Source organism: Kitasatospora sp. NPDC029312, from assembly GCF_055569215.1.
Genome location: NZ_JBVHXY010000025.1, coordinates 89,809 through 115,125, shown reverse-complemented (window position 1 = coordinate 115,125; position 25,317 = coordinate 89,809). Strand labels below are relative to the sequence as shown.

Genomic DNA, 25,317 nt, shown 5'->3' with positions numbered 1-25,317 from the left:
TTCCCCCATCCCCCCGGAAAACCCCACCCCCCCGACCTATGCAAAGCCCTCCACCCCCCCCCCCACCCTCCCCCCCCCCCCCCTCTCCCCCCCCCCCCCCCTCCCCCCTCTCCCCCCCCCCCCCCCCCCCCCCCCCCCGCGACGGGAAGCACTGCGCCCGGCACGGGCCCCTAGCAGGGCTTGCGCCAGGCGTCGAGGTCGAGCTTCTTCTGCATCGAACTGAATCCCAGGGCCTTGGTCTTGGCGCAGAACCGGTCCGTGTCGAGCTTGTACTCGACGTGGAACACCGCCTTGCCCGCCTTGACGAAGGGCGAGACCCGGTCGCACTCGTCGAACTGCGAGCACTCCTCGTTGACCGCGAAGTCGAAGTCCGGCAGCAGCGCGGGGATCTGGTCCAGGTCGTTCTTCAGGCCGATGGCCAGGCCGCGGTCGTGTGCGAGCTGGGCCAGCATCCGGTTGTACCTGAGCTGGTCGTCGGGGGTCAGCGGGAAGCCGCTGTTCTGGTTGTAGGCCTCGATGGTGTCGGGCTCGACGGCGTCGAAGCCCTTGCTCCGGCACATGTCGAAGCGGGCCGCCATCAGCGGCTTCAGCTGGTCGAGCTTGCGGATGTCGAACCACTTCTCGCCCTTCCAGCCGGTGTCCGAGCCCTGAAGGGCCTTGGCGAAGGCGTTGGCGTCGGGGCGGAAGTCCTCCCAGGACCCGGCGTTGATGTAGCAGATCACTTTGCGGCCCTTGGCGTGCAGCGAGGCCACCACCGAGGCGTCGTTCTCGAAGCCGTCGATGTCGTAGACGGGCACGTCCACCGACTGGTCCACGGTGCCGCCGAGCTGCCACTGCCAGGCGAGGCCCGGGGTGGGCTGCCAGCGGGCGCCGGTCGGGCCCGGGGCGGTGGTGCCCGGCGGGGTGGCCGGAGCGGTGGACGCGCCGCTGGTGGCGGGAGCGCTCGGGGTGCCCTGGTCGGAGGGGGTGCCGGGGGTGCTCGGGGCGGTGGCCGTGGGCTGGTTGCTCGGGCTGCCGTCGGCGGAGTCCTGGTCGTCCTCCGAACCCGAGCTGCTGCACGAACTGACCAGCAGGGCGGTGGCGGTGGCGAGGGCCAGGGCGGCCGGCAGCAGCCGGGTGCGGCGGTTCACGGTAGTCGGACTCCGGATCGGGTCAGGTCAGTTCGGCGGCGGCGAGGCCGTACGGCAGGGTGCGCCAGGGGTTCTCGCCGGCGCCCGGAACGGCGCAGCCGACGCCGGCGCGCCGGGCGGCGATCAGGGCGGCGGCGTCCCGGGCGTCATCGGCCGGGACGTCGTAGACCAGGTGGCAGAAGCGGGACGCCGCGTGGCGGCCGGTCCACAGCGGCAGCGTCATGCCGCGGTACGTGTCCCAGTCACCCTCGAAGGTGACCAGCAGATCGGCCAGGCCGACCTCGGCGTACCCCGGGTCCGGGTGCTCGCCGTGGCCGAACACCACGGTGGCGCAGCCGGCCGCCCGGGCGGCCGTGGCCAGCCGTCGGTAGTGCGCCAGCGCACCGGGGTGGGTGGCGACCTGGTCGAAGTAGACGCCGGCGATGCCGTGCCGCTGGCGGTACGTCAGGATGTCGGCGACCACTGCGGCGTGCGGTCTGCGGCCGTAGTCGGTGTCGGTGTAGCCGAGCAGCGGCAGGCCGGCCGCGCGCAGTTCGTCGGCGGCCTCGGCGAAGACGCCGTCCGGCACCTCGCCGGGACCGTCCGCGAGGTTGAGCACGACGGCGGCGATCCGGGCGGGGTCGGCGGCGGCGACCGCCTGCCAGGCCGCCGGGTCCACCGCGGGGTGGACGTACAGCGGCACCAGCAGGCGGCCGTCGGAGGTGGTCCCGGCGGTCATGCCACCACCGGGGTCTGGGCGGGCGCGGCGGTGCTCAGCCACAGGTCGTGCAGGGTGTCGGCGAGGTCCGTCTCAGGGCGCCAGCCGAGTTCCCGGGCGGCGGCCGACACGTCGGCCTGCTGCCAGGAGACCGCGGCCGAGCGCTCGGAGCCCGCCCCGCTCTCGTCGATCCGGCCGGTGAAGCCGGCCGCCGCGACCAGCCCGTCGGCGATCGCCCGTACCTGCCGGGCCCGCCCGGAGGCGAGGTTGAGCACCCGGGGAAGCGGGCCGTCGGCGGTGACCGCGAGGCCGACCGCCCGGGCGATGTCCCGGGCGTCGACGAAGTCGCGGTAGGCGGAGAGGTCCCCGACGGTGATCACGCCGTCGGTGCCCTCGGGCGCCACCCGGCGCAGCTCCGCGGCCAGCCGGCCGGGCAGCGAGCCGGCCGGGGCTCCCGGGCCGACCGGGTTGAACACCCGCAGCACCACCGCGTCCAGCGTCGAGCCGGCCACCGCGAGGGAGCCGGCCAGCTTGGTCGCGCCGTACACGCCGACCGGGCGGGCGTCGGCCTCCTCGGACAGCGAGCTGCCCTCGGCGCAGACGCCGTACTCGCCGGCCGAACCGATGTGCACCAGCCGGGCCTTCGGGGCGCCCAGGGAGAGCGCCTCGCAGAGCACCGCCGGGCCGCGGGCGTTCACCTCGGCGAGCTTGACCGCGCTGCCGGCCACCGCGCCGGCGAAGTTGACCACCACGTCGGGGGCCAGCGCGGCCAGTTCCTCGCCGAGCGGGCCGGCCTGCGCGGTGGCCAGGTCCAGCCGGAGGTCGTGGGCGGGCCGTCGGCCGGCGGTCAGCACGGTGGCCCCGGGCAGCGACCGCAGGACGTCGGAGGCGTGACGGCCGAGGAAGCCGTCGCCGCCGAGCAGCAGAATCCTCACGCGGCCCGTCCGTCGCTCTCGACGCCCGCCTCGGCGGGCTCCTCGACCGTGTCGTCCGCGGCCGTCAGGGCGGTGCGGGCGGCCGGGACCGGCAGCTCCGCGACGCCCGGCACGGTGCCGGCCGACTCGAAGGGCATCAGCACCGGGCGGATGGCGGTGAACTCGGCGTTGGCCCGGTCGTAGTCGTCCGGGCGGCCGATGTCCAGCCAGTAGCCGCCGAAGTCGTACGCGGCCGGCGGGGTCTTCGCGGCCAGCAGGTCGAGCACCAGTTCGTCGAAGCCCAGCGGCAGGCCGGGGGTGTACTTGGCGAGCGCGGCGCGCGAGACGCCGTACACGCCCATCGAGACCCGGTAGTCGATGCTGGGCTTCTCCTGGAAGCCGGTGATGCTGCCGGACTCGGTGGTCAGCACACCGAAGTCGATCTTCACCTGGCGGGCGTAGGTGGCGATGGTCAGCGGCGCCCCGGACACCTCGTGGTGCTTGAGCACCCCGGCGAAGTCCAGGTCGGTGAGGATGTCGCCGTTCATCACCAGGAAGTGCTCGGGCAGGCGGTCCTGCATCGTGAGCAGCGGGCCCATGGTGCCGAGGGGGCTGTCCTCGACGGCGTAGCCGACCCGCAGGCCCCACTGGGAGCCGTTGCCGACGTAGGCGCGGATGATGTGACCGAGGTGGCCGATGGCCAGGGTGACGGTCTTGAAGCCCGCGGCGGCGAGCTGGCGCATCACGATCTCCAGGATCGCGTGCTGGTCGCCGATCGGGACGAGCGGCTTGGGAAGCGCGGTGGTGTACGGGCGGAGGCGGACGCCTTTACCGCCGGCCAGGATCACTGCGTGCATGGTGTTTCCCCCACGGAAAGGATGTGTAGGACACGAACCTCGGGTACCAGGACGGGCACGAGCGGTACGGCGGTCAGACGTTGTAGATGTCGGTCTTGTAGCGGGCCAGGTTGGCCGGGTCGCGGAAGAACTCGATGGTCTGCTCCAGGCCCTGCTCCAGGGTGAACCGCGGCGCCCAGCCGGTGGCCTCGCGCAGCCGGGTCGCGTCCGCGACCAGGCGCATGACCTCGGAGTTGGCCGGACGGATGCGCTGCTCGTCCTCCTTCACCACCAGGTCCACGCCCATCAGCTTGCCGACCAGGGTGACCAGGTCGCCGACCGAGATCTCACCGCCGGTGCCGGCGTTGAAGGTCCGGCCGACCACGGCCTCGGCGGGCGCGGTGCCCACCGTGCGGAAGGCGTGGGCGGTGTCCTTGACGAACATGAAGTCGCGGGTCGGGCGCAGGTCGCCGAGGGTGATCTCGGTCTGGCCCGCCGCGACCTGGGCGATCACGGTCGGGATGACGGCGCGCATCGACTGGCGCGGGCCGAAGGTGTTGAACGGGCGCAGGGTGACGACCGGGGTCTCGAAGCTGGCGTGGTAGCTGTCGGCCAGCCGGTCCCCGCCGGCCTTGGAGGCGGCGTACGGGGACTGGGTGTTGATCGGGTGGTCCTCGGTGATCGGCACGGTCTGCGCGGTGCCGTACGTCTCGCTGGTGGAGGTGTGCACCAGGCGCGGGATCTCCAGGTGGCGCACCGCCTCCAGCACGTTCAGCGTGCCGGTGACGTTGGTGTCCACGTACGAGTGGGGGGCGCGGTAGGAGTACGGGATCGCGATCAGGGCGGCCAGGTGGTAGACCGCCTCGGTGCCCTTGACCAGGCCGTTGACCGAGCCCGGGTCGCGGACGTCGCCGAGGACGATCTCGACCGAGTCCAGCACCTCCTGGGACAGGGTCTCCAGCCAGCCGAAGGACGAGAAGGAGTTGTACTGGACCATCGCGCGGACGTGGTGCCCGTCGGCGACCAGGGTCTCGACGAGGTGGGAGCCGATGAAGCCCTCGGCTCCGGTAACCGCGACGCTGCTCATGCGGAATTCGCTTTCTCGATGTACGGGACGGCACGACGTTCGGTGCCGGCCGGCCGGTGGTGCCTCGGCTGAGGCGGACTTTTCAGCGGTGTTGGGTGGTGCGGCCGAGCGCTGGCCCGGCGATGGCGGTGAGGACGATCGCGGCCGCCCCGCAGCCGATCAGCTGGAGGACGATCGGATCCGCACCGGTCAGCAGCCCGACGCTCTCGGCGATCGCGGCGGCCAGACAGATGAGAGCGGTGCTCCAGCTGAACCCGAAGGCGTTCAGCAGCAGCGCCAGCCAGAGCGAGCCGCCCAGGAGCAGCATCGCGCCGAGCTGCGGCACGCCGAGCGAGGGGGCGCCCGGCCACAGCACGGTCGCGGCGGCGTCCAGCGCGGCCACGGTGGTGAGGTAGATGAACAGGCAGCCGAGCAGGATCCCGCCGGTGCGGCGGGTGAACTGCCCGGTGGTGTGGCTGGTGCGCAGTGCGGCCACGGCCATCGCCCGGTAGCGGAACAGCAGCCACTCGGCGAGGCCGAGACTGAGCGTCAGCGCGATCATGGCCGGCCCGGTGGGGGTGGCCTTCAGCTCGCGCACCGGCTGGGCGTGCGCGCCGCCGTGGGCGTGCACGACGTGGGCGGCGGCCTGGACGGCCTGGTGGATGGTCTCGCCGAGACCGGCGATCAGCGTCAGTGCGCCGCAGGCCACGCCGAACAGCAGGTGCGGGACCTCCTGGCGGATCGGCAGCGCCGACTGCCCGCCGTCCCGTTCGCCGCCGCGCGCGGCGACCAGCAGCTCGCGGGCGGACAGCCCGACGGCCAGCGCCACCGAGGCGAGCAGCACCACCGTGCGGACCACCTGCGGGACGTCCACCGCCAGCACCACGCCCGCACCGACCGAGGCCGGAGCGAGCGCCACCAGCAGGAACTTCTCCCGCCCGAGCACCAGCAGCGCGGTGGCCGCGCCCAGGTAGCAGGACTGCCCGGCGGCGAACCACAGCGAGTCCAGCGGCCCGCCGACCACGTACGCCGCCGCCGAGGCCAGCAGCGCGCCGACCGGAGCGCCGACGGCCAGGCAGAGGGCCGCCTCCCGGCGGCGCAGCCGGCCCAGCCAGCGGTACGCGCGGTGCGCCAGCGCCTGGTTGAAGCCCCAGCTGACCAGCGTGGCGACGGACAGCGCGAGCATGCCCGAGGGCAGGCCGAAGCGCATCCGGGCGGTCGCGAACAGGTTGGCGCCGAGCAGGTAGCCGAACGCGGGCAGGGCGAACACCAGGCCGCGCACCACGCAGCGCCAGGGATCGGCCCGCCAGGGGTTGGCGAACTCGGAGCCCTGGCCGGGGTAACGGCGCTCGACCTTCTCGAACAGCTCCTCGGCGACGGTGAACGCGTCGGGGCGGCCGTACAGCAGGGCGGCCTGCTCGTCGGAGAGGCCGTCGGACTCCAGGAAGGCGGCGATCTCGTACGGGTGGACGGCGTCGGCGCAGATGTCGTGCAGGCGCTCGGCGAGCTCCTCCAACGGGTCGGCGGAGAGGCCGAGCTCCTCCGCGGGCTCGGGCTCGACGGGCTCGGCGGGGCGGCGGCGCTTCAGCGGCAGGGTGCGCAGCTGCATCGTCCGCTCGGCGCCGCCCTCGTCCGGAACGAGCCGAATGGGACCGCTCATGCGCCCACCTCGCTGCGCTCGGCAGCCGCTTCGCGGTACGCGCACCTCTCGATGGTTCGCTCGCTCCGCTCGCTCACGCGCCCACCTCGCTGCGCACGGCAGCCGCTTCGCGGTACGCGCACCTCTCGATGGTTCGCTCACTCCGCTCGCTCACGCGCCCACCTCGCTCGGCTGGGGCTGGACGACGGCCAGTCGCTGACCCCAGTCGGGGCTGGGTACCTCGTCGGTGACGGCCACCATGCCGCCGGGCATCCAGCGGGAGGTGCCGAGGAGCTCGGTGTAGATGCCCCGGAAGCCGTCGATGTTCTGGCGGAGCGTGAACTGCTCGATGACCCGCAGCCGAGCCCCTTCGCCGAGCCGGGCGCGACGTTCGGGATCGCGCAGCAGCTCGATCGCGGCGGCCGCCATCGGCTCGGGCTCGCGCGGGGGGACGACCAGGCCGGTGTCGCCGACGGCCTCGCGCACGCCGCCGACGTCCGTCGAGACGGTCGCGCGGCCGCAGGACATGGCCTCGATCAGGGTGAACGGGAAGCCCTCGCTGATGCTGGAGAGCATCACCACGTTGCCCGCCGCGTACGCGTCGGTGATGTCGGCGACGCGGCCTTCGAAGGCCACCGACTCGGCTATGCCGAGTTCGACGGCCAGGGCTATGCAGCCGTCCCGGTACGCTTCGCCGCCCTTGGGAGTGCCGCCGAAGAGCCGCAGCCGCGCTTCGGGGATCTCACGCTGGACGATGGCGAAGGCCCGGATCAGCGTCTCCAGGTCCTTGATCGGGTCGACCCGGCCGGCCCAGCTGAGGGTGGGCGTCTCGGGTTCCGGTCCGGCCGGCGGGAAGGCGGCCGGGTCCACCCCGTTGTAGACGGTGCGGATGTGGGCGGACGGCGTGCCGCCGCGCTCCTCCCAGCGCCGGTTGTACCGGTTGCCGGGGGTGACCAGTGCGGCCTGCCGGTAGCTCTCCTCGGCGAGCATCCGGTAGAAGCCGAGCAGCAGCGCCTTGACCGGCCAGCGGTAGGGGCCGGTGCGGTAGCCGAGGTAGCGCTCGCGCAGGTAGATGCCGTGCTCGGTGAGCAGAAACGGTACGCCGTACTGCTGGGCGGCGATCAGCCCGGGCAGGGTGGCCAGGCCACCGCTGGCCGCGTGGGCGACCCCGTCGGTGGGCGGCTCGACCGAGAGCGGCCGCAGGGCGTGCTCCAGCAGGTCGGTGGCGTTCAGCGCGTCGTGCAGGGTGGGCCGGGAGGCGGCGGTGGGCAGGTAGTCGCGGGTCCACACCTGCTGGAGCGTGCGCAGGGCGCGCTCGCTGCGCAGCGCGGGGCTGAGCAGTCCGCGCCGGGCGAGGTCGGCGAAGCCGTACAGCTCGGTGCCGAAGTGGGTGGTGTAGACCGGGTCGAGGATGGAGTGCAGGAAGCGCTCGTACGCGTTGAGGAAGCGCCGCATCTCCTTGCCGCGCGGCGGTCGGGCGTCTGAGGCCGGGCCCCACAGCGGTGCGGTGGTGACCGACCGCACGTTGGCGGGCAGTTCCCAGGCCAGTGGCTCCTGGCCGGTTCCGGTGACGGCGATGACGTCGAAGTCGACGTCCGGCATGCCCTGAACGAGCTGGTCGCACCAGACGCTCACGCCGCCGTGCTGGTGCGGGTACGTCCCCTCGGTGAGCAGGGTGACGCGCATCTCCTGTCCCCCCTCCTGTTCTTGCGTCGGTTGCCCGGCCTGGGTGGCCGGAACGTCAGCCGTGGCGGGGCCGGGCCGGGTGACCGGCCCGACCCCGCCGACGGGCGGTGCGGTTACCGGTTGCCGGAGCGTCCGGTGGTGCCGTGCGAGGCCGTCCCCCCAGAGGCCTTGCCGGACTGCTTGCCCTGGCCGTTCTTCGCGGCACCGGTGACGGTGGTGACGCCCTTGCCGGGCACCGGGGTTCCGCTGCCGGGGACGAGGGACGCGGCGGGCTTGCGGGTGGTGTCGCCGGGGCCGGCCGGGACCGGCGTGGCGACGCCCTGCGGCACGACCGTCTTGTCCGCCGGGGCCGGGGCCGCGACGGACTTGGCCGCGACGCTCGGCGCGACGGCGGCCGGGGCGGCCGGTGCGCTGCCGGCGGGCAGCTGCAGGACGACACCGCTCTGCAGGGCGCCCGGGGACACCCAACCGGAGAGCGTACCGGCGTAGGACGAACCGAAGGCGGTCGATCCGATGGACAGCTTCTGAGTGGTTCCGGTCGGCATGGTGGCCTGGACCTGAACGCCGGCCGGCGCGTTGACCGTGACGGTGTTGCCGACCTTGTAGGCGGTCACCTGGCCGGCGGCGACGGCGTTGTTCCAGGCCGCGCGGCGCTGGAACTCCTGGCCGATCTCGCGCTCACTGAGGTTCACGATCGGGGCGTTGTCCGCGTGCAGCGAGCGGTAGGTGCCGAGGATCTTCTCCAGCACCGAGTACAGGATGCGGTCCTCGGAGAGGTTCGACTGGTGCACGAAGTGCGGCCGCGGGTCGTTGCTCAGCACGTGGCCGAGGTCGATCCGGGCCTCCAGCGGCACGATGTACGACTGGTAGCCGGTGGCGGTGTCCAGCGGCTGCGACAGGCAGGTGGAGTTGGCGTTGTTCTCGCAGACGCCGCTGCCGCCGTTGGCCTTGCTGGTGTAGATCCAGTTGTACTCGTCGGCCTCCTCCTTCGCCGTGCCGGCGTTGTAGAAGACGTTCATCGGGTAGCGCGGCACGGTCAGCGTGGACGAGCCGACGGCCCGCTGGCCGGACTCGCGGGAGGCGTCGCTGCCGGTGAACTTGATGCCGTTGGCGGCGAGCGCCGGCGCCAGGTTCGGGTTGTCGCTGGTCTCCTGCGGGGCGGTCAGCAGGCCCGAGTGCTCGCCGGTGACGAGCGCCTGCGGGTCGGGCTTGAGGCCGTTCTTGGTGGCCCAGTCGAAGTTCTGCTTGATCTGGGTCGAGATGGTGTTCTGGTCGACCCAGACGGTGTTGCCCGAGGCGTCCTTGGTGCAGCGCCACGGCACCACGCTGACGTCCTGCACGCAGCCCAGGTACGGGTGGCTGTAGGTGTGGTTCACCCAGCGGTAGCTGTTCTGGTCGGCGATCAGCTGGCTGGCGGTCGGGTCCACGGTGGTCTGGTGGTCCGACTTCCAGTCCTCGCTGCCGCCGCCGTTGAACACCATGTCCAGCGTGAAGTTGTTGGCGGTCTGCCACTGCTTGAGGTAGTTGGCGTCGTCCGGGGTCATCCGGATCGGGTTCGCGGTGTCCGGGGTGCCGGGCGGGCAGGTGACGTCGCCGGGGGTGCACTTGAGCGCCGTGTCCCAGCGGTCGTCGGCCAGGAAGACGTCGTCCACGTGGGTGGCGAAGTAGTTCCGGTCGTAGCCGAGGTGGACGCCCTGGGTGATCCAGTCGACCATGCCGCGGGCCAGCAGCCGGTACTGCTGCTGGTACTGGTTGTAGACGAAGGTGACGACCAGTTCCTTGCGGCCGTCGTGGGTGTACTCGCCGACGAGCGAGCCGCGGGTGGTCGAGCCGGGTATCGCCGCGTCGACCAGCGGCACGTAGGAGGCGCCGGCCGGCAGATTGGCGAGCGGGGTCGCCAGGTAGCCGTAGCTCTCACTCACGTTCGGGTCGTTGTCCTCGAACGGCACGCTGCCCTTGAGGTACCCGAACGGGCCCGAAGTTCCGGCCGCGGTGGTGGCGGCCTGGAATCCGTCGAGGGTGCCGACGAATCCGGGATTCTGCGCGTAGTTCAGGCCCACCGCCGGGCTGGCCCAGGTGTACGCGTCAATCTGCCGCACGTTGAAAGCGGCTTCGTAGCTCGCGATCGCCGTCATCTCGGCGGCGCTGTTGGGGAAGGGGTTTTCGTTGGGCAGCACGATGCCCTGGTACTTCCCGCGGGGCTGCCCGTTCACCGTGTCGCTCAGGAAAGCCGCGTTGATGACGGGACGGTTGGGGTCATTGAGGCTGACGACCTTGTACGGCGTCCCCTGGCTCTTCAACTCGGCGGTGATCGCCGCGACGGACGGTCCACCGTCGTCGACGACCAGGACGGTGAGGTCGATCCTGGGCGGCGTGGTGTCGCCGTGGGCCAGGGTGATCTGCAGGCCGCTGGCCAGCAGAACTGCCGCCGCGCATGCGGCAACTCTTCGGGTCGCTCGACCCATGGTTGATCCTCCCCTTGGGGCCGGCGCAGCGCTGCTCTGCGCTCGCCCGCCCGTGTAGCTGTTCACAGGCAGCAGGCTGCCCGGCGCCCATCCTGGTCGAGGGTCGACCGTGCGAGGGACCAATTGGGTGAGAGTGCAGCGAACCTGTTACCTACGTTCATGGCGAAGCCATGGAGGCGCTGATTGTGACCGTAACCGGACCGCCCGCGCAAATAATGAATTGAAAATGAAAAAACGGAAGCCGAGTGCTACACCTGGTGACCGAGAGTGCGGCTCAGCGCGGTTCCGCGGGACACCTACACTGTCGTCGTCGCGCCTGACACTCTTGCACATCTCGTCCGGCCGACGGGCAGGTTCATGCAATATCCGGCACCCCTGTGCCATGTGACAGTCCGAATATGCAATGGAGGCGCGCGGGTGACCGATCGGCAGATCGAGTCCGAGCGAATCGGGGGTCCGCGGAATGCGCTCCCGGAGGCGGACGGAACGGAGCTGGTCGGGCGCAGTCTCGGTCTGCGCGGTGCGCTCAACGCCCGGGACCTGGGTGGCTACCGGACGGCCGACGGACGGGCGGTCCGCGGCGGCGTCGTGCTGCGCAGCGATGGCCTGAACCACCTCACCGCCGAGGACCTCGGCCCGCTGGGCGCGCTCGGCCTGCGTCGCGTGGTGGACCTGCGCAGTGCCGAGGAGGTCCGTGAAGCCGGCCCGGACCGGCTGCCGGAAGGTGTGATCCTCCACCAGCTTCCGCTGTGGGCCGTGGATTACGACATCCACCTGACGCTGCGCAGCGCGCTCGCCGACCGCAGTGCGCGCAAGCAGCGCGCCGCGCTCGGCGACGGCCGGGCGGCCGCGATGATGACCGGTCTGTACCGCTGGTTCGTCACCGACGCCCAGGCCCGGGAGCGCTTCGCCGCCCTGCTGCGGCTGCTGGCCGCGCCGGACGGGGTGCCGCTGCTGTTCCACTGCTCGGCGGGCAAGGACCGCACCGGCTGGGCCGCCGCGCTGGTGCTGACCGCCCTGGGGGTGGACCGCGGGACGGTGCTCGCCGACTACCTGCTCACCAACGAGCGCTCCGCCCCGGCCGTGACGCGGGTGCTGGAGGAGTTCGGCAGCCGCGGCCTGATGCGCGAGCCCGAGCTCCTCCTGCCGGTCTTCCGGGCGGACCGCGGCTACCTGGACGCGGCCTTCGCGGAGGTCGAGGCCGGCTGGAGCGGCTTCGACGCGTTCTGGCGGGAGGGGCTCGGGCTGGACGACGGGGTGTTGGCCGGGCTGCGGACCAATCTGCTGGACGGCCCGGCGACCTGAGGGCGCCGGGCCGAAGGGCGGTCAGCCCTCGCTGATCAGCCCCTCGCGGAGCTGGGTGAGCGTCCTGGTGAGCAACCGGGAGACGTGCATCTGGGAGATCCCGATCTCCTCGCCGATCTGCGACTGGGTGAGGTTGCCGAAGAACCGCAGCATGATGATCCGGCGCTCGCGCGGCGGCAGCTTGGCCAGCAGCGGCTTGAGCGACTCGCGGTACTCCACGCCCTCCAGCGCGAGGTCTTCGTAGCCGAGCCGCTCGGCCAGCGGCCCCTCGCTGTCCTCCTCGCCGGGGCTGGAGTCCAGGGAGCTGGCGGTGTACGCGTTGCCCACCGCGAGGCCCTCGACCACGTCCTCCTCGCTGACTCCGAGGCAGGTGGCCAACTCGGCGACGGTGGGGGAACGGTCCAGCCGCTGGGACAGCTCGTCCCCGGCCTTGGTCAGCGCCAGCCGCAGCTCCTGGAGCCGCCGCGGCACCCGGACCGACCAGCTGGTGTCCCGGAAGAAGCGCTTGATCTCGCCGACCACCGTCGGCATCGCGAAGGTCGGGAACTCCACCCCGCGCTCCGGATCGAAGCGGTCGATCGCCTTGATCAGGCCGATCGTGCCGACCTGGACGATGTCCTCCATCGGCTCGTTGCGGCTGCGGAAGCGCGCCGAGGCGTACCGGACCAGCGGCAGGTTGAGCTCGATCAGGGTGTCGCGGACGTAGATGTGCTCCGCGCTGCCCGGCTCCAGCGCGGCCAGGCGCAGGAACAGCGAGCGGGAGAGCGTCCGGGTGTCCAGCCCGGAGCCGAGCGGTGTCTCGGGCGGAGCCCCGGGACCGGGCGGCTCGGCGGCACCGGTCCGCTGGCGCGGGATCAGGTCCTCGGCCACCATGGTGCCCTTGGTCTGACCAGCGTGGATCTCCGCAGTGCCCAGCTCTCCGGACATGCACCCACCCCCTCGTGACTGACGGCTGAACGGGGGCCGACGTTCGGAGGTTCCCGGCGAGGGCCCAACCCCCTGCATACCGGAACACGGTGCACGGCAAACCCGAACGTCGCAAGATGTCACGTCGGGGTAACGCGCTGCAATCTCATTCTTCCCATGAGTTGCCGCTGCGAAGCCTGGTCAGGATCCGCGAGAGCAGCCGGGAGACGTGCATCTGGGACATCCCCAGTTCGGTGCTGATCTGCGACTGGGTGAGGTTGGCGAAGAAGCGCAGCATCACGATCCGCCGCTCCCGCTCCGGGAGCTGGACCAGCAGGTGGCGGACCATGTCCCGGTGCTCGACCTCGGCCAGCGCCGAGTCCTCGTAGCCGAGCCGGTCCAGCAGGGCGAGTCCGCCCTCGTGCTCCTGCGCGGCCTCCAGGGACGCCGCGTTGTAGGCCCGCCCGGCGTCCAGGCAGGCCCGGACGTCCTCCTCGGGGATGCGCAGGCTGGCGGCGATCTCAGGCACCTTGGGGGCCCGTCCGTGCAGCACCGTCAGCTCCTCCATGGCGCCGCTCACCTGGACCCACAGCTCCTGGAGCCGGCGCGGCACGTGCATGGTGCGGACGTTGTCCCGGAAGTAGCGCTTGATCTCGCCCAGGATGGTCGGCAGCGCGTAGGTGGGGAACTGGACGCCGCGGCTGGGGTCGAAGCGGTCGATCGCGTTGATCAGGCCGATGGTGCCGACCTGGACGACGTCCTCCATCGGCTCGCTGCGGCTGCGGAAGCGGGTGGCCGCGTAGCGGACCAGCGGGATGTTCACCTCGATCAGGGCGGCCCGGACCCGCTCCCGCTCGGGGGCGTCCGGCGGCAGCTCGGCGAGCCGCTCGAACAGCACCCGGGTCAGCGTCCGGACGTCCATGGCCGGACGGCCGCCGGTACCGCGCAGTCCGTCCGGGCGGAGCTCGCCGGCCGGGCTGATGATCGCAGCCAGAGCGTCGTCCACGGGCACGTCACCCCTCCATAGTCGACAACGGCGGGCCCTGCGGATCGGGTGTCGCGGCTGGTCGTTCACCTCGCCATGTCCGGCAAAACCGGTCATAGCATCACAAGGTGGGCACAGGTCGGGCAAGCACCCGACGGAGGTGTGTTGGTGCGGTATTCGGCCCTCGCCGACCCCGTCGGCGAGGCGCCGCAAGGGTCGTTCCCGGACGGAACAGGACGCCCCGCCCGGGGGCCGGGCGGGGCGACGCGGGCCGTCCGAGGGACGGGCCGGGGTCAGACCTCGATGTCGGCGATCACCCAGGTGGCGAACTCGCGCCACCGGGCCGCTGCGGCCTGGTGGGCCGGGTGGGTCAGGTAGGCCTGCAGGGACTCGCGGTCCTCGACCAGGCTGTTGATCGCGTAGTCGTACGCGATGTCCCGCTCGGTGGTGTTCCAGCCGCACTCCCACTCGCGCAGCTCGGGGATCAGCGCGCCGAGCTCGGCGAACGCCTTGGCGCCGGCGAGCACGCGCTCTTCGTCCTTGGTGACGCCTTCGTTGAGCTTGAACAGGACCAGGTGCCGGATCACGATTGCCGCTCCTCGCGGACGGGGGTAGAGGGTCCCGCCCACCGTAGCCGGTGCACCGGGGCCGGGCTCGGGCCGCCCGGTCCGTGAGTGGACCGCTACTTGAGGATCGCTACTTGATCAGGCCGGTCATGAAGGTGCCGACGGCCTTGGCCGCGTTGGAGATGCCCTCGAAGCCGAGCTGGACGAGTTCGGCGGAGCGGGCGGGCGAGGTGATGATCGAGTAGAGCACGAAGATGAGCAGGAGGACCATGCCGATCTTCTTCGCCTGCGCCATCGCGACCTTCCTCCCAGCCGTGGGCCGCCGTCGTCCCGGCCCCCGAGCGGGCCCGCAGGGCAGCTTATCCACCGGACGGGCTATCAAGTGTGAGACCCGTTCGTCCGGCGGGACGAAGGTCCCCGCGAGTGGGGGCTTTCTCCGGGTGCCCGGACGGACCCCGGGCGGCAGGATGGATGGCGGTGCCGGGGATCTGGCAGGAATCCCCCGGTACGTGGATCCGGAGCTCCCCGCTGTGGGACCGACCGCCGCGGCTTCCCCCACGCGGCGCCGGTTGTGGGACTCCGCCGGGGGAGCGGTCGTCCCCCCGAGCCGCTCCCCCTCCAGGCTCCGCGGGGCCGGGCGACGGTGGTCGTCAGCCCGGAGCGCGGAGCCCTCCCGCGTCCGAGGGTGCGCGGAAACGCCGAGGGCCCGTCCGGATCGGACGGGCCCTCGGGCTTTCCAGCGGTAGCGGTGGGATTCGAACCCACGGTGGAGTTGCCCCCACACACGCTTTCGAGGTCTGTGCGGCCGTGTCCGGCAGGGTTCGCCGGGGTTCCGGCCCCAGGTGGGAGGGGCGTCGGAGGGGTGCGGTGAACCCTGGCGAACGGGGGCGAATGAGACCAGAACTGAGACCAGAGACCGTGTCGCTACCTGGGCTTTTGGTCCCCCGGCCTCGGCCCGGGGTTGCTGGGCTCTGAGCCCAGAGCCTTCAGGATCGCCGCCGCCGTCCAGGACCCAGCCGCACCCGGCCGGGTGCTCAGATACCTAGCTGCGTCCTCGCTGGTCCACCCGTGGGCCTCCCGAAGCCCGGACGCGAAGTTGCGGAGGTAAGCGGCTGAAGGGCGGGTCACCTCCGCATCGACGCGCCGCCACGGCGCCGTGAACGTGAAGACCGCGTAGCCGTCGATCTGGCCCGGGCACACCAGCGTCTCGTAGCGGCCGGGGCCGAGGCGGATGCTTCCCAGCTTCAGGGCTTGCGAGAGGTCGATGTCCCGCCCGGGTAGCTCGTGCATCTCCTGTGCAGCGATGTCGGAGAACTGCTCGGGGGTGACCAGATAGGCCCGCGCCGGCATCTCCCCGTCGTCGGTCTGGTCGTAGAAGCCCATGCCTCCAGTCCAGACCTTCGACTCCAAGGCGAAGTAGAGCTGTCCTGGCAGCATGACGGGCACCGCCGCCCGGGGCGGGCGCGGGTCACGGCACCCCGGGTAGGTGCGCGCACCGCCTGGTGGGCACCCGCCGGCGATGTAGTACATCAGCCGGTCGAGGTGCATGTTCGAGCCGTACGCGGCGTACCAGACGAGATCTGGACTGGGCTCATGGCCATTCAGGGGTTCCGGGCGTCGTGCAGCGCTCAGAGTGGTCATGTCGTCCTAGTCCGCCGAGACGTCGTAGCGGATGACGTGCCTGTCGCCGGGAAGCGTCGTAATCATGACCCGGAGCGGCCTGTCGTCCTTGTCGTAGCCGGTGCGGCGGTGGACCGCGACCGGCGTTGCCGCAGGGAGCACGAGTCGTTCGCTCTCGTCCCGAGTGGGCATCCGAACCGTAATTTCGTCGCTGTACCGGACCTGGATCAGGCCAGCGCTGGCAAGCACACCACCGGGGGCCGACACGTCCTCAGGCAGCATCAGCGGCGTGTTCCTGACCAGTTCCTCGGGGAAGTAGCTGTCCGCAAGGGCGTAGGGCTCATGATCCACGTAGCGGATGCGCTCGCGGACGACGGTCAGGGCCGTTGTGGGGTCGAGCTGGAGTTGGCGCGCCACCTCCTCCGGGGGCCGCCTGATCGACACCCGGATCTCTTGACGCGGCTCCTGGCCGTTACCCGCTATCTGGCTGGCCCACTGGTCCCCGGCGGTGTGGTTGACCTCGTGCACGGACCGCGACTCCATGGTCGACCAGTTCCACACGGCCTGCTTATAGCGCTCTCGCACGAAGCTGCCGCGCCCCTGGGCCGAGACCAGAAGACCTTCGTCCGTCAGGCGACCGAGCGCGAGGCGCACGGTGTTCCGGCTGACGCCATAAGCCGTAGTCAGTTCCTCCTCGGTCGGGAGCTTTTGACCAGGCGCCAATCGGCCCTGCTCGATCTGAAGCCGCAGGTCATCGGCGATGGCGTGATAGCGCGGGACCTGTTTGGCCATGTCTGATCTCCCTGACTTGGAGGACTTGTTCCAACAAGGTACCCCGAAGCGCTTGACGGCGCGAGCATCCATGCCCCAAGCTCATGCCATCAGCTTGTTGGAACAAGTCAGCCAACAAGACCAGGTGAGATTAATGGCCTGGTGGTGCCTTCTTTGGGCTGCTCTGAGCTGGACAGATGCGACCGGCAGTTGTCGGGGGAAGGCGGCCCAGCCGCACGCCCTGCGAGCTGCTCTGATCGCGGTTCTTTGAGAACTCAACAGAGTGATTGCATGACGGGGCTGGCACCCCGTCCCCGCGCGGATACCGGGTGATGTCCGCCTGCTGGCGCCAGGTAGTGAGCATGGCGCGCCCGACTGGGGCTCGGGACCGGCTGTCCGTGGAACGGCAGCGCGGCGAAGCCCCGCATGTTCCGAGTGTCCTTGGTCCCCGATCCGCCGGCTCGCCGGTCGGGTCGGGGGTCATGGCTGCTCGTGACCCACCGAGTAGCTGAGCCCGCGCTGAGTCGGGCCGCCGCGCTGTCCTTGGCCGGGTGCGCGGCGGCCCTGCGGGCTCACCCCCGATTGGACGAGGTGAACCCATGAAACTGATTGTTGCAGGCCAGGAGGCCGCAACGCCCGACGAGTTCGCGGAACTCGCCTTCGGCTACGGCCTCGACGCCGAGCTGTTCACCGGCACCGAGGACGAGTCCGCCGAGGACCGGCAGGCCCGGCTCGATGTCGCGCGGGAGGTCCTGCGGGACCTGGACGGGCCGGCGGCCCGGTTCGCGTCGTCGCTGATGCGCAAGGCGGAGCGCCGCCGGGTGCTGACCTGGAAGGCGGCGGCGTGATGGCTCAGCTCCGCACCATCATCAGCGGCGCGAGCCGCACCCCGCACCTGGCCGCCCGCCCGGCGGCTACCGTGCTGGCCGAGTACCGCCCGGACGGGAACGGCGACCTGCGGGGCGCGGCCTGCGCCGGCGTCGACACCGACCTGTTCTACCCGGACACCGAGGAGATCGGGGCCGAGGCCGCCGCGTGGTCCGAGCGGCGCGCCAAGATGATCTGTGCCGGGTGCCCGGTGCGCACGATGTGCCTGGAACTCGCGATGGAGCGGTTCGAGAAGCACGGCGTCTTCGGCGGGATGACGCCGGTCGAGCGCACCGCGCTGTACAAGCGCCGCTCACGGGCCGCTCTGCGTGAACGGCGCGCCGCCGGGGGTGCCGGGTGAACGTTCACTGCACGGGCGGGGGTGTTCACCCGGTGCTCACCGAGGTGCCCACCGAGGCCCAGATCCGCCGTACCTCCCGGGTGATCAGCACCGGCACATGGGTGCTGACGGGGGCGGTGGTCGCGGTGAGCATGTCTACCGCCGCCCCGTTCATCGACGCCCATTCGACCGGCTTCGGCACCGGCCCCGTCATGGCGGTCGCCGCCGACGGCTGCTTCATCCTGAGCCTCCAGGCGGACAGCACGCTGTCCCGGTTCGGGGTGAGCGCCGGTCGCTGGCCGGCGCTCTTCCGGTGGGTCACTGGGCTGGCCACGGTGTGGCTCAACATCGGCGCCTCGGTGTTGGAAGGTGACCTGGTCGGGGTCGTGATCCACCTGATCCCGCCGCTGTTGCTGCTGCTCGTCGCCGAGGCCGGACCGGCCTACCGGCGGGCTCTGGCCCGCCTCGCGCGCCGGTCCCAGCCCCCGCTTCGGACCCGCCCGGCAACGATCCCGCAGGCCGCCCGGCAGGTGGTGAACGGGCCGCTGTTCACCTTCCCCACCATGCCGTTCACCCCCGCCTCGCCGGTCGCCGAACCCTTGCCGCCCAGGCCCGTTCCGGATGCCCGGGAAGCGCTCCCCGCAGGCGGGGTGGACGCGGTGAACACCGAGCCCGTTCACCCGGCGCTCACCCCCGTCCACCCCACCCCGGCCGACCCCGCCGAACCGATCACCGACACGGCCCCCGCGACCGTCGAGGACGTGATCGACGGCCCGGTCTACCCGGATGGTCCGGACCCGGTGAGCACCCCGGAACCCGAGCCGTTCACCGCCGAGCACAAGGTGAACGCCCCGGCCGACTCGGTGAACACCGAACCGCAGGAGCCGGTCCGGCTGGACGAGGCCGAGGCCGCTCGCGTGATCGAAGAGTGCTGGCGCGACCGCGTCTCCCAGAGGGAGGCCGCCCGCCGCTCCACCCGCTCCCCGGCCTACGTCAACCTCGTCTACAAGCGGCTCAACGAGCAGCGAGGCGGCGGCGCCGAGGCGGTGGCCGCATGAGCCGCCCCCGCCACTGGGACCCCGACGGCACCCGCCACGGCGGAACGCCCACCTACCCGTGGCGCATGGCGCCGCGTGGCCTCTTCACCCGCCGGCAGCTCCGCGCCAAGGGGCTGCGGCCCGGCGGCCAGGACGTGGCCGCGCAGATCATGTGGCCGTCCCGCCGGCGCGGTACCCGGGCCGCCTACCTCTACCGGCTCGACCGGGCCAAGCCCGTCCGGCCGATGACCCCCGCGAAGGCCGCAGCCCTCGCCAAGGCCAATGCCGCCCGCCGCACCTGTCCCGCCTGCGGACACGACGCGGGCTACGTGCTCCCCGCGCACCTCGGCACCTGCCTGCCCTGCGCCGGGCACGTCCCGACCACCGCCTGAGCGCCCCGAACGCCCATTTCGCCCTCGAAGGGATCTCGCTGTCATGTCCCTGCCCGAAACGCCCGCCGAGCCCACCCACTCGTGGCTGATCACCCTCCAGTACCCGACCTCGACCGGCTACGTCGTCGCGACGCGCTCCGGCAACTCCAGCTTCCCGCCCAGCTGCCCGCGGGAGCACGCCTACGTCGGCATCCGGGAGTGGCTGGCGCGCCGCGAGCCGCAGTTGGACGGCGGGTCCGTCCTGTTCTTCTCGCTGGAGCCCTACCGGCTCTGACCTCAACGAACCCTTCCCGCCTGGCACAAGAAGAGGAGCACGACCGTGCCCGACCGTGACTCGGTCTACAACGACCCCGCCTACGACATCACCAGCGTGCCGTCGTGGAAGACGCCGCCGCTGCACGGCGCCTACGCCCCGAACGCCCGGCTGTCCGCCCGCGCCAAGGCCGGTATCGGCGCCGGCGCGGTGGTGCTGGCCGCGGCGGGGATGGTGGCCTATTCGAACTACGCCTCGGCCGAGGCCGACGCGGAGGTCCGCAAGGCCCAGATCGCCCTGGACAACTCGAAGTTGGAGCTGGAGAAGCAGAAGCAGGCCGCCGACCTCGCCAAGGCCGCCGACCAGGAGACCCCCGCGCAGAAGGCCCGCCGTGAGGCGGTCCAGGCGTGCGTGGCCAAGGCCGGCAACACCTACAACGCCGTCGCGGACTGCGGCAAGGTCTTCCCCGCCGTGGACGTGCCCGGGATGGTCAACACCTCCCGCACCGTCGGCTCCGGCGGGGGCGACGGCGACTCGACCCCGGGTGTCGGGCTGGTCGTCCTCGGGGTCGCCGGGACGGCCGTGGCCGTCGGCTGGGTGAAGCGGAAGTTTTCCCGACCGTAACCGATTGTGATCCCCCCCACCCACCCCCCATCCGGAGAAGCGTTCTCCCCACCCGCTCAGAGGCGTGGGAGGCCTTGTTCTCGCCGGGTGGGGGGTGGGTGGGAGATCGCAGAGAGTGAGGAATCGCGATGACCACGCCCACCGACTCCGGCGCCACGCTCCCCCCGCCGCACCCGACCGAACCGCCCGTCACGGCCCCCGCCGAGGCTTCTCCGGAGGGGGGCAGCACGGAGCCTGGCCCCGCCGCCCCCACCCCGCCGAGCACGCTGCGGCAGATCCTCACCCCGGTCGCGCCGGCCCGTCCCGCCGAGCCGCTCGGCACCACCACGGCCCTGGCCCAGACCCCCGCCACCCCGACCGACTCCGCCGCCACGAGCGCGGTCGGCGGCAAGAACGGAGCGAGCGGGGCCGGGGCCGACGGCACCCGGGAGGGCGCCCTGTCGGCGCTGGTGCGGGCGCTGGCCGAGCGGTGGCGTCGCACCGGCACCACGACCAGCATCAAGCGCCAGCACGACGTCAAGGAGACCCGCGTTTCCGGGACTTCGGCGACGACCACGAACACCAACAAGAACGACCGGGTCGCCAAGAACGAGCACGCCGCCCAGCACCGCTCCCAGCGTGACGCGAAGACGGCCGACCTGAACAACAAGACCAGCCAGCACCAGGGCCGTGACCAGCGCGACGTCAAGAAGAGCGACACCAACGACGCGAAGAACCACGCCAACCGCGACCACCGCACCAAGGCCGACAGCGACGCCAAGACGGCCGACACGAAGGCGTCGAAGGCCGATTCCTCGACCGCGTCCAAGACCAACCGCGACACCAAGTCCGCCGCCGACACCAAGACGGCCGACACCCGGTCCAACGCCAAGGCCGCCAAGACCGACACCTCGGCCAAGACCAGCGGCGACGACAAGAACCACCGCGACACCCGGTCCGCGAAGACCAGCACCTCGAAGGACACCACCCCCGCCAAGCCCGAATCCCCGGCCAGCGGCAAGGGCAAGGGCGAGAAGGCCCCGAAGAGCCCCGCCACTCCGAAGTCCGACGGCACCGGGAAGGCGGAGCGCCCGGCCACGAGCCCCGGCCCCGAACCGGACGCCACGGGTGGCAAGAAGCCCGGCAAGGCCGATCCGAAGCCGGCCGGCGCCCCGAAGCCCGCTCCGGCCAAGGGCACGCAGGACAAGGGCCTGGACACCAAGTTCGACGGCGCGAAGGCCATCGAGGACCGCGCCCGCGGCGAGAAGCCCGAGAAGCCGAGCCCGCCCGCCCCGGCCAAACCCCACACGGCGGGCAAGGACGCGAAGCCCGGCGAACCCGAGAAGACCCCGCCCCCGGTGCCCGCCGCGGCGGTGGCCGACGGGCAGAAGCCCGCCGGGCCGCCGGTGCCGCCCGCCGAGGCCCCGGCTAGCACCGGGACCGAGAGGAAGAAGCCCATGCCCGACACGAAGACCCCCGGGCCGTGCGTCCCGCAGTCCCCCGGGATGGAGCCGGTTCACGGCTCGACCGCCGATCTGGAGAGGAAGCCACCCACCACCGCTGAGGCTGCCGCATCCGCGCCGGTGCCCGAGCCGCGCCGCCCGAAGGCCCCGCCGGCGCCGTACGAGCCGAACGTCCCACCGGAGCCCTACCGCCGCGAGAAGCCGTCGGCGGACCCGGTACGGGACATCTCGGTCGGCGCGGACAGCATCACGTTCACGGCCGGCCCGGGCGAGGGGCGCCAGCACACCATGAGCCGTGGCGAGGTGCGCACGCTGCGCCAGTTCGAGGCCCGCCTGAACGAGAAGCGGGATGTGCTGACGCGGATCGCCGAGGACAGCAAGACCGCCCGCGAGCACGCCGAACAGCACGCCAACCGCGCCCAGCAGCTCGCCGAGGACGCCAAGAACGTCAAGGGCGGTGTCGCCCTGGTCAACAAGCTGCGCAGGCTCGCAGAGCGGGCCAAGGCCCTGGACGTCAACGCCACGATCGCCGAGCAGGCCGCCCACCGCGGCGCGGAGGCCGTCACGGTGCTGGCCGCCAACGCCGAGACCCGCCACGGTCCGATCGTCCGGGCCGTGGTCGACAGCCCGCTCACCACCCCGGCCGAGCGGCAGTTCTACCGAGACCAGCAGGGAAGCTGACATGGCCACCGATCTGACCTACCGCGAACTCAGGCGCCAGGTCCGGGAGCTGTCCCGCGACCTGCGGCGCGACACCGCCGCCTTCCAGGCCCTGGCCGCGGCCCAGGACAACGCCGCCAAGGAGACCGGGCGGATCGCCGAGCAGATCGCCGCCCTCAAGGTCGACGCCGCCACCGTCGCCGAGACCCACGAGGTCGCCCGGATCATGCAGGGCCTATCCAGCGCAGCGATCGCCTACGCCGCCTCGGCCGAGGAGGCCGGCCGCGAGGCCGCCACCGCCGAGCAGCAGGCCCACACCGACCACGACGGCATCCAGCAGGCCGTCGACTCCTCCCGCGTCCCCATGGCCGACCGCACGTGGTACACCCAGGAGTAGCCGAGATGACCACCCCTCACACCGCCCACGCCGCCGAAATCCCCAACCCCGCCGTTGAGAAGCGGTTCGCCGTCGCCGAGATCGCCGCCCCGCTGCTGGCCGCCGGCGTGACGCCGTTCCTCGACCCGCAGGCCGCCGGCACCGTCGCCACGTTCCTAGCCGCACCGGTCCTGGTGGCCGGGGCGAACGCCGCCGGTCTCCTGTCGGACCGGCTGCTGGACGACGTCCCCGGCGGTGACGTCCTGCGCGCCCACCGCCGCCCGTTCTTCCTCTCCGCCGTCGCCACCACCACGGCCGCGGCGACCGCCACCGTGCAGGGCCTTCCCGGGATCGACTCCCTGCTCGCCGGATGGATGACCATGCCCTCGCTCGCCGGTGTGGTCTCCACCGCCTGGTGGGCCACCACCGGCCTGGTCGCGTTCTCCCTGCGCCGGGTCCTGGGTTCCAGCAACCCCAAGGCCAAGACCCCGGCGGCCGCGGCGGCGCCGGCGGAACCCGCGCTGGCGCCCGAGGTCGTCAAGGTGCTTCAGCTCTGGCTGGCTCACATCTCCGGCGAGTACGGCGCCCACCCTGGCCAGCAGCTCATCCTGACCGGCCACGGGCCCGAGGAGTGGGAGGGCATCATCGAGGCCGACCCCGGCCGGCCCGTCACCGTCACCCCGGGCACCGTGTCCGGCGTCTACCGCGTCCCCGCCGCGTGGGTGACCGTCACGGAAGGCCCGCACGACAGCGCTAAGCGCATCCACGTGCGCCTGGTCGCCCCCGCCGAGCAGGACGGCCCCCAGTACAGCGCGCTGGAAGCCCTGTGGCTCCAGCGCGTGGCCCGCCGTGGCGGCTGCATGCCCGGCACGCACCTCGAAGGCATCACCCCCGACCCCGCCACCGGCGGTGTCGCCGCGTGGATCATGGCGGACGAGGACACCGACGCCCTCACCATCCCGGACCTGTACACGATCGCCGGAGCTCTGCGAACCACGCCGCTGCTGATCTCCGTCGAGCGCACCGGCAACCCCCGCAAGGCGATCTTCCGCATGATGGACCGCTCCCCGCTGGAGGACGGCCGCCCGCTGCCCGGCGCGGAGACCCTGCTCGCCAACAAGAACGGGTTCGTGCAGCTCGGTACCGGGGTGAGCGGCAAGCCCTCCCGTGTCCAGCTTTACGATCCCGAAGGCGGCGCCCGTCACGTGGTGGTCGTGGGAGTCACGGGCTCCGGCAAGGGCGGCGTGCTCCAGCTCCTGGGCTTGAGCTACCACGTCAACGGGGCGGCAATCATCTACGCCGACCCCAAGGGCAGCTCGAACCCGGACGTGGAGGACATGTCGTCCTTCGCCGGCTGCGGCCTGGACGGGGCGATCGGGGCCCTGCGCGTCGCCTACGCCCTGCTCCTCCACCGGATCGAGGAGTCCCGGGAGCTGCGGGCCAAGAACTTCCAGCCCACCCCGGAGCGGCCCTACGTCGTCACGATCCTGGACGAGATGTCCCAGCTCCTCGGCGACAAGAGCCCGCACCGCGCCGAGGCCGCGTTCATCGTTCTGGCCCTCGCGTCCCTCGGCCGCTCCATGGGCATGCCCCTGGTCCTGTGCGGGCAGATCATGAACCTCGACCAGATGGGCGCCAGCGCCGCCATCAGGGACAACGTCTTCTACGGCGGAGCCCTGATCCTCCTGCGCTCCGACAGCGCCCAGGCCGGCCGCGTCGACCTCCCCCGGGCGTTCGACGGCATCGACCCCTCCCAGATCCCCGCCTACTGGAAGGGCGACGAGGAGAACCTGATCTACGACCCGACCGTCCCCGAGGACGACCCGCGCCGCACCTTCGGTGTCGGCTACGTCGTCGGACCCGACGAGCGTGCCGAGATGATGCGCGCCTGGATCCTCGAATCCGCCGCCGGCCACTGGAACCCCGCCAACGTGGCCACCCCGGCAGACTTCCCCGGCTGGGCGGACCGTGACGCGATCGCCGCGACTCCGGTTGGTCCCGCTGCCGAGGAGGCCGCGGGCGGCGGTGCGGGGTGGATGCCCGCCTCCGCCGCGCCGGTCCTGGTCAAGGAGCCCACCGCCGAAGAGAAGATCCTCACCGTCCTGGACGAGCGCCGCGACCCGATGGGCCTCGAAGTGGGCTACCTGCACCTCGACCAGATCACCGACATGACCGGCGTCGCCCGCAAGACCGTCGAGAACACCTGCTCCAGGCTCGCCAAAAAGGGCACGCTCGTGCGTCGGTCCGCGAACACCGGCGAGTACGGCCTCCCCCTCCCGCCCGCCGAGCAGGGTGCCGCGTGAGCGGGCGCGTGCCGCCCCTGGTCGGCGCCGATCTCTGGCAGTGCGTCATGGCCGCCGCCGCGGGCCGTTGCCAGTGCCGGGGCACCTGCGGCAAGAAGCACGACAAGGACGGCGGGCGCTGCCCCGCCGTCCACGGCGCCTACCTCCGCCACGGCACCGGTCCCGTGCGCCTGCTCGCCGCCCCCGCCGCCCCGGAGGGCCTCCTCCTCCCGGCGCATCAGGCCGCGGCTATGCCCAAGGCCGCGTTGGCGGCGTGGTGCTCGGCCTGTCACGACGCCACCCGCCGAAACGCCGTCAAGGCCCAGCACGCCGCCGCCTCGGCCGTCGAGCCGGACGGCCTCTTCGATCTCTGACCCCTTCGCGGGGGGGGGGGGGGGGGTTTTTCTGGTTTCGCCCCCACGCACCCCCAAGAAGCCACCATACCCCCCCGCCCCTCC

At 72.0% G+C, this 25,317-nt stretch carries 24 protein-coding genes, 1 tRNA gene and 1 pseudogene; 11 read left to right on the top strand and 15 right to left on the bottom strand.

Annotated features, from left to right (window positions below):
- Positions 1 to 170: 170 nt before the first annotated feature.
- The 8 genes and pseudogenes from ACZ4WV_RS21535 to ACZ4WV_RS21500 all read right to left on the bottom strand — a co-directional run bounded on the left by ACZ4WV_RS21535 (position 171) and on the right by ACZ4WV_RS21500 (position 10,433).
- Complete coding sequence (locus tag ACZ4WV_RS21535; RefSeq protein ID WP_465749009.1) at positions 171 to 1,130, bottom strand: endo alpha-1,4 polygalactosaminidase; 960 nt, start codon at positions 1,128 to 1,130, stop codon at positions 171 to 173.
- A 22-nt stretch (positions 1,131 to 1,152) separates the two neighbouring features.
- The gene (locus ACZ4WV_RS21530) at positions 1,153 to 1,848 is read right to left on the bottom strand and encodes a spherulation-specific family 4 protein (protein ID WP_465749007.1); all 696 of its coding nucleotides are present in this window, start codon (positions 1,846 to 1,848) and stop codon (positions 1,153 to 1,155) included.
- Complete coding sequence (locus tag ACZ4WV_RS21525; protein ID WP_465749005.1) at positions 1,845 to 2,762, bottom strand: NAD-dependent epimerase/dehydratase family protein; 918 nt, start codon at positions 2,760 to 2,762, stop codon at positions 1,845 to 1,847. The genes ACZ4WV_RS21530 and ACZ4WV_RS21525 overlap by 4 nt, the downstream gene beginning before the upstream one ends.
- Positions 2,763 to 2,896: 134 nt before the next feature.
- Positions 2,897 to 3,598, bottom strand: a pseudogene (locus tag ACZ4WV_RS21520) (nucleotidyltransferase family protein); the annotation flags it as partial.
- Positions 3,599 to 3,671: 73 nt separating this feature from the next.
- Positions 3,672 to 4,664 carry an SDR family NAD(P)-dependent oxidoreductase gene (locus tag ACZ4WV_RS21515; RefSeq protein ID WP_465749003.1) on the bottom strand — a complete coding sequence of 331 codons (993 nt, stop codon included), beginning with the start codon at positions 4,662 to 4,664 and terminating at the stop codon, positions 3,672 to 3,674.
- An 82-nt stretch (positions 4,665 to 4,746) separates the two neighbouring features.
- Positions 4,747 to 6,303 (bottom strand): hypothetical protein, encoded by a 1,557-nt coding sequence (locus tag ACZ4WV_RS21510; protein WP_465749001.1) that lies wholly within the window; start codon positions 6,301 to 6,303, stop codon positions 4,747 to 4,749.
- Between the two features lie 150 nt (positions 6,304 to 6,453).
- On the bottom strand, positions 6,454 to 7,968 hold the full coding sequence (gene pelF, locus ACZ4WV_RS21505; protein ID WP_465748999.1) for a GT4 family glycosyltransferase PelF: 1,515 nt from the start codon (positions 7,966 to 7,968) through the stop codon (positions 6,454 to 6,456).
- Positions 7,969 to 8,081: 113 nt separating this feature from the next.
- Positions 8,082 to 10,433, bottom strand: coding sequence for a hypothetical protein (locus ACZ4WV_RS21500; RefSeq protein ID WP_465748997.1), 2,352 nt, complete (start codon positions 10,431 to 10,433; stop codon positions 8,082 to 8,084).
- 417 nt (positions 10,434 to 10,850) lie between these two features.
- Here ACZ4WV_RS21500 and ACZ4WV_RS21495 point away from each other — a divergent pair, with 417 nt between their 5' ends.
- Positions 10,851 to 11,738, top strand: a complete 888-nt coding sequence (locus ACZ4WV_RS21495) for a tyrosine-protein phosphatase (protein ID WP_465748995.1) — start codon at positions 10,851 to 10,853, stop codon at positions 11,736 to 11,738.
- 21 nt (positions 11,739 to 11,759) lie between these two features.
- On the opposite strand, the gene ACZ4WV_RS21490 is transcribed toward ACZ4WV_RS21495, so the two are convergent.
- From ACZ4WV_RS21490 to ACZ4WV_RS21460, 7 genes are all read right to left on the bottom strand, one after another.
- The gene (locus ACZ4WV_RS21490; RefSeq protein WP_465749022.1) at positions 11,760 to 12,611 is read right to left on the bottom strand and encodes an RNA polymerase sigma factor SigF; all 852 of its coding nucleotides are present in this window, start codon (positions 12,609 to 12,611) and stop codon (positions 11,760 to 11,762) included.
- 199 nt (positions 12,612 to 12,810) lie between these two features.
- Positions 12,811 to 13,566 (bottom strand): RNA polymerase sigma factor SigF, encoded by a 756-nt coding sequence (locus tag ACZ4WV_RS21485; protein WP_465749020.1) that lies wholly within the window; start codon positions 13,564 to 13,566, stop codon positions 12,811 to 12,813.
- Positions 13,567 to 13,922: 356 nt separating this feature from the next.
- Positions 13,923 to 14,216, bottom strand: a complete 294-nt coding sequence (locus ACZ4WV_RS21480; RefSeq protein ID WP_465748993.1) for a Dabb family protein — start codon at positions 14,214 to 14,216, stop codon at positions 13,923 to 13,925.
- Positions 14,217 to 14,325: 109 nt separating this feature from the next.
- The gene (locus ACZ4WV_RS21475) at positions 14,326 to 14,490 is read right to left on the bottom strand and encodes a hypothetical protein (RefSeq protein ID WP_167344920.1); all 165 of its coding nucleotides are present in this window, start codon (positions 14,488 to 14,490) and stop codon (positions 14,326 to 14,328) included.
- Positions 14,491 to 14,938: 448 nt separating this feature from the next.
- Positions 14,939 to 15,034: transfer RNA gene (locus ACZ4WV_RS21470), tRNA-Ser, on the bottom strand.
- A gap of 85 nt (positions 15,035 to 15,119) precedes the next feature.
- Positions 15,120 to 15,836: a histone deacetylase gene (locus ACZ4WV_RS21465; protein WP_465748991.1), complete on the bottom strand. Its 717-nt coding sequence runs from the start codon at positions 15,834 to 15,836 to the stop codon at positions 15,120 to 15,122.
- Positions 15,837 to 15,842: 6 nt separating this feature from the next.
- The gene (locus ACZ4WV_RS21460) at positions 15,843 to 16,607 is read right to left on the bottom strand and encodes a GntR family transcriptional regulator (protein ID WP_465748989.1); all 765 of its coding nucleotides are present in this window, start codon (positions 16,605 to 16,607) and stop codon (positions 15,843 to 15,845) included.
- Between the two features lie 578 nt (positions 16,608 to 17,185).
- Here ACZ4WV_RS21460 and ACZ4WV_RS21455 point away from each other — a divergent pair.
- From ACZ4WV_RS21455 to ACZ4WV_RS21410, 10 genes are all read left to right on the top strand, one after another.
- A complete protein-coding gene (locus tag ACZ4WV_RS21455; RefSeq protein WP_465748987.1) occupies positions 17,186 to 17,434 on the top strand; it encodes a hypothetical protein in 249 nt (82 codons plus the stop codon).
- A complete protein-coding gene (locus ACZ4WV_RS21450) occupies positions 17,434 to 17,814 on the top strand; it encodes a WhiB family transcriptional regulator (RefSeq protein ID WP_465748985.1) in 381 nt (126 codons plus the stop codon). The genes ACZ4WV_RS21455 and ACZ4WV_RS21450 overlap by 1 nt, the downstream gene beginning before the upstream one ends.
- A 32-nt stretch (positions 17,815 to 17,846) precedes the next feature.
- Positions 17,847 to 18,851 (top strand): hypothetical protein, encoded by a 1,005-nt coding sequence (locus tag ACZ4WV_RS21445; RefSeq protein WP_465748983.1) that lies wholly within the window; start codon positions 17,847 to 17,849, stop codon positions 18,849 to 18,851.
- Entirely contained in the window at positions 18,848 to 19,222 is a 375-nt protein-coding gene (locus tag ACZ4WV_RS21440) for an RRQRL motif-containing zinc-binding protein (protein WP_465748981.1), read from the top strand. The genes ACZ4WV_RS21445 and ACZ4WV_RS21440 overlap by 4 nt, the downstream gene beginning before the upstream one ends.
- 43 nt (positions 19,223 to 19,265) lie before the next feature.
- Positions 19,266 to 19,496 carry a hypothetical protein gene (locus ACZ4WV_RS21435; RefSeq protein ID WP_465748979.1) on the top strand — a complete coding sequence of 77 codons (231 nt, stop codon included), beginning with the start codon at positions 19,266 to 19,268 and terminating at the stop codon, positions 19,494 to 19,496.
- Between the two features lie 45 nt (positions 19,497 to 19,541).
- Positions 19,542 to 20,099 carry a hypothetical protein gene (locus tag ACZ4WV_RS21430; protein WP_465748978.1) on the top strand — a complete coding sequence of 186 codons (558 nt, stop codon included), beginning with the start codon at positions 19,542 to 19,544 and terminating at the stop codon, positions 20,097 to 20,099.
- Positions 20,100 to 20,227: 128 nt separating this feature from the next.
- Entirely contained in the window at positions 20,228 to 22,222 is a 1,995-nt protein-coding gene (locus tag ACZ4WV_RS21425; protein ID WP_465748976.1) for a hypothetical protein, read from the top strand.
- A 1-nt stretch (position 22,223) separates the two neighbouring features.
- Positions 22,224 to 22,598: a hypothetical protein gene (locus ACZ4WV_RS21420; RefSeq protein WP_465748974.1), complete on the top strand. Its 375-nt coding sequence runs from the start codon at positions 22,224 to 22,226 to the stop codon at positions 22,596 to 22,598.
- Positions 22,599 to 22,603: 5 nt separating this feature from the next.
- Positions 22,604 to 24,880, top strand: a complete 2,277-nt coding sequence (locus ACZ4WV_RS21415) for a hypothetical protein (RefSeq protein ID WP_465748972.1) — start codon at positions 22,604 to 22,606, stop codon at positions 24,878 to 24,880.
- Positions 24,877 to 25,233 (top strand): hypothetical protein, encoded by a 357-nt coding sequence (locus ACZ4WV_RS21410; RefSeq protein ID WP_465748970.1) that lies wholly within the window; start codon positions 24,877 to 24,879, stop codon positions 25,231 to 25,233. The genes ACZ4WV_RS21415 and ACZ4WV_RS21410 overlap by 4 nt, the downstream gene beginning before the upstream one ends.
- The last annotated feature ends 84 nt before the right edge of the window (positions 25,234 to 25,317 follow it).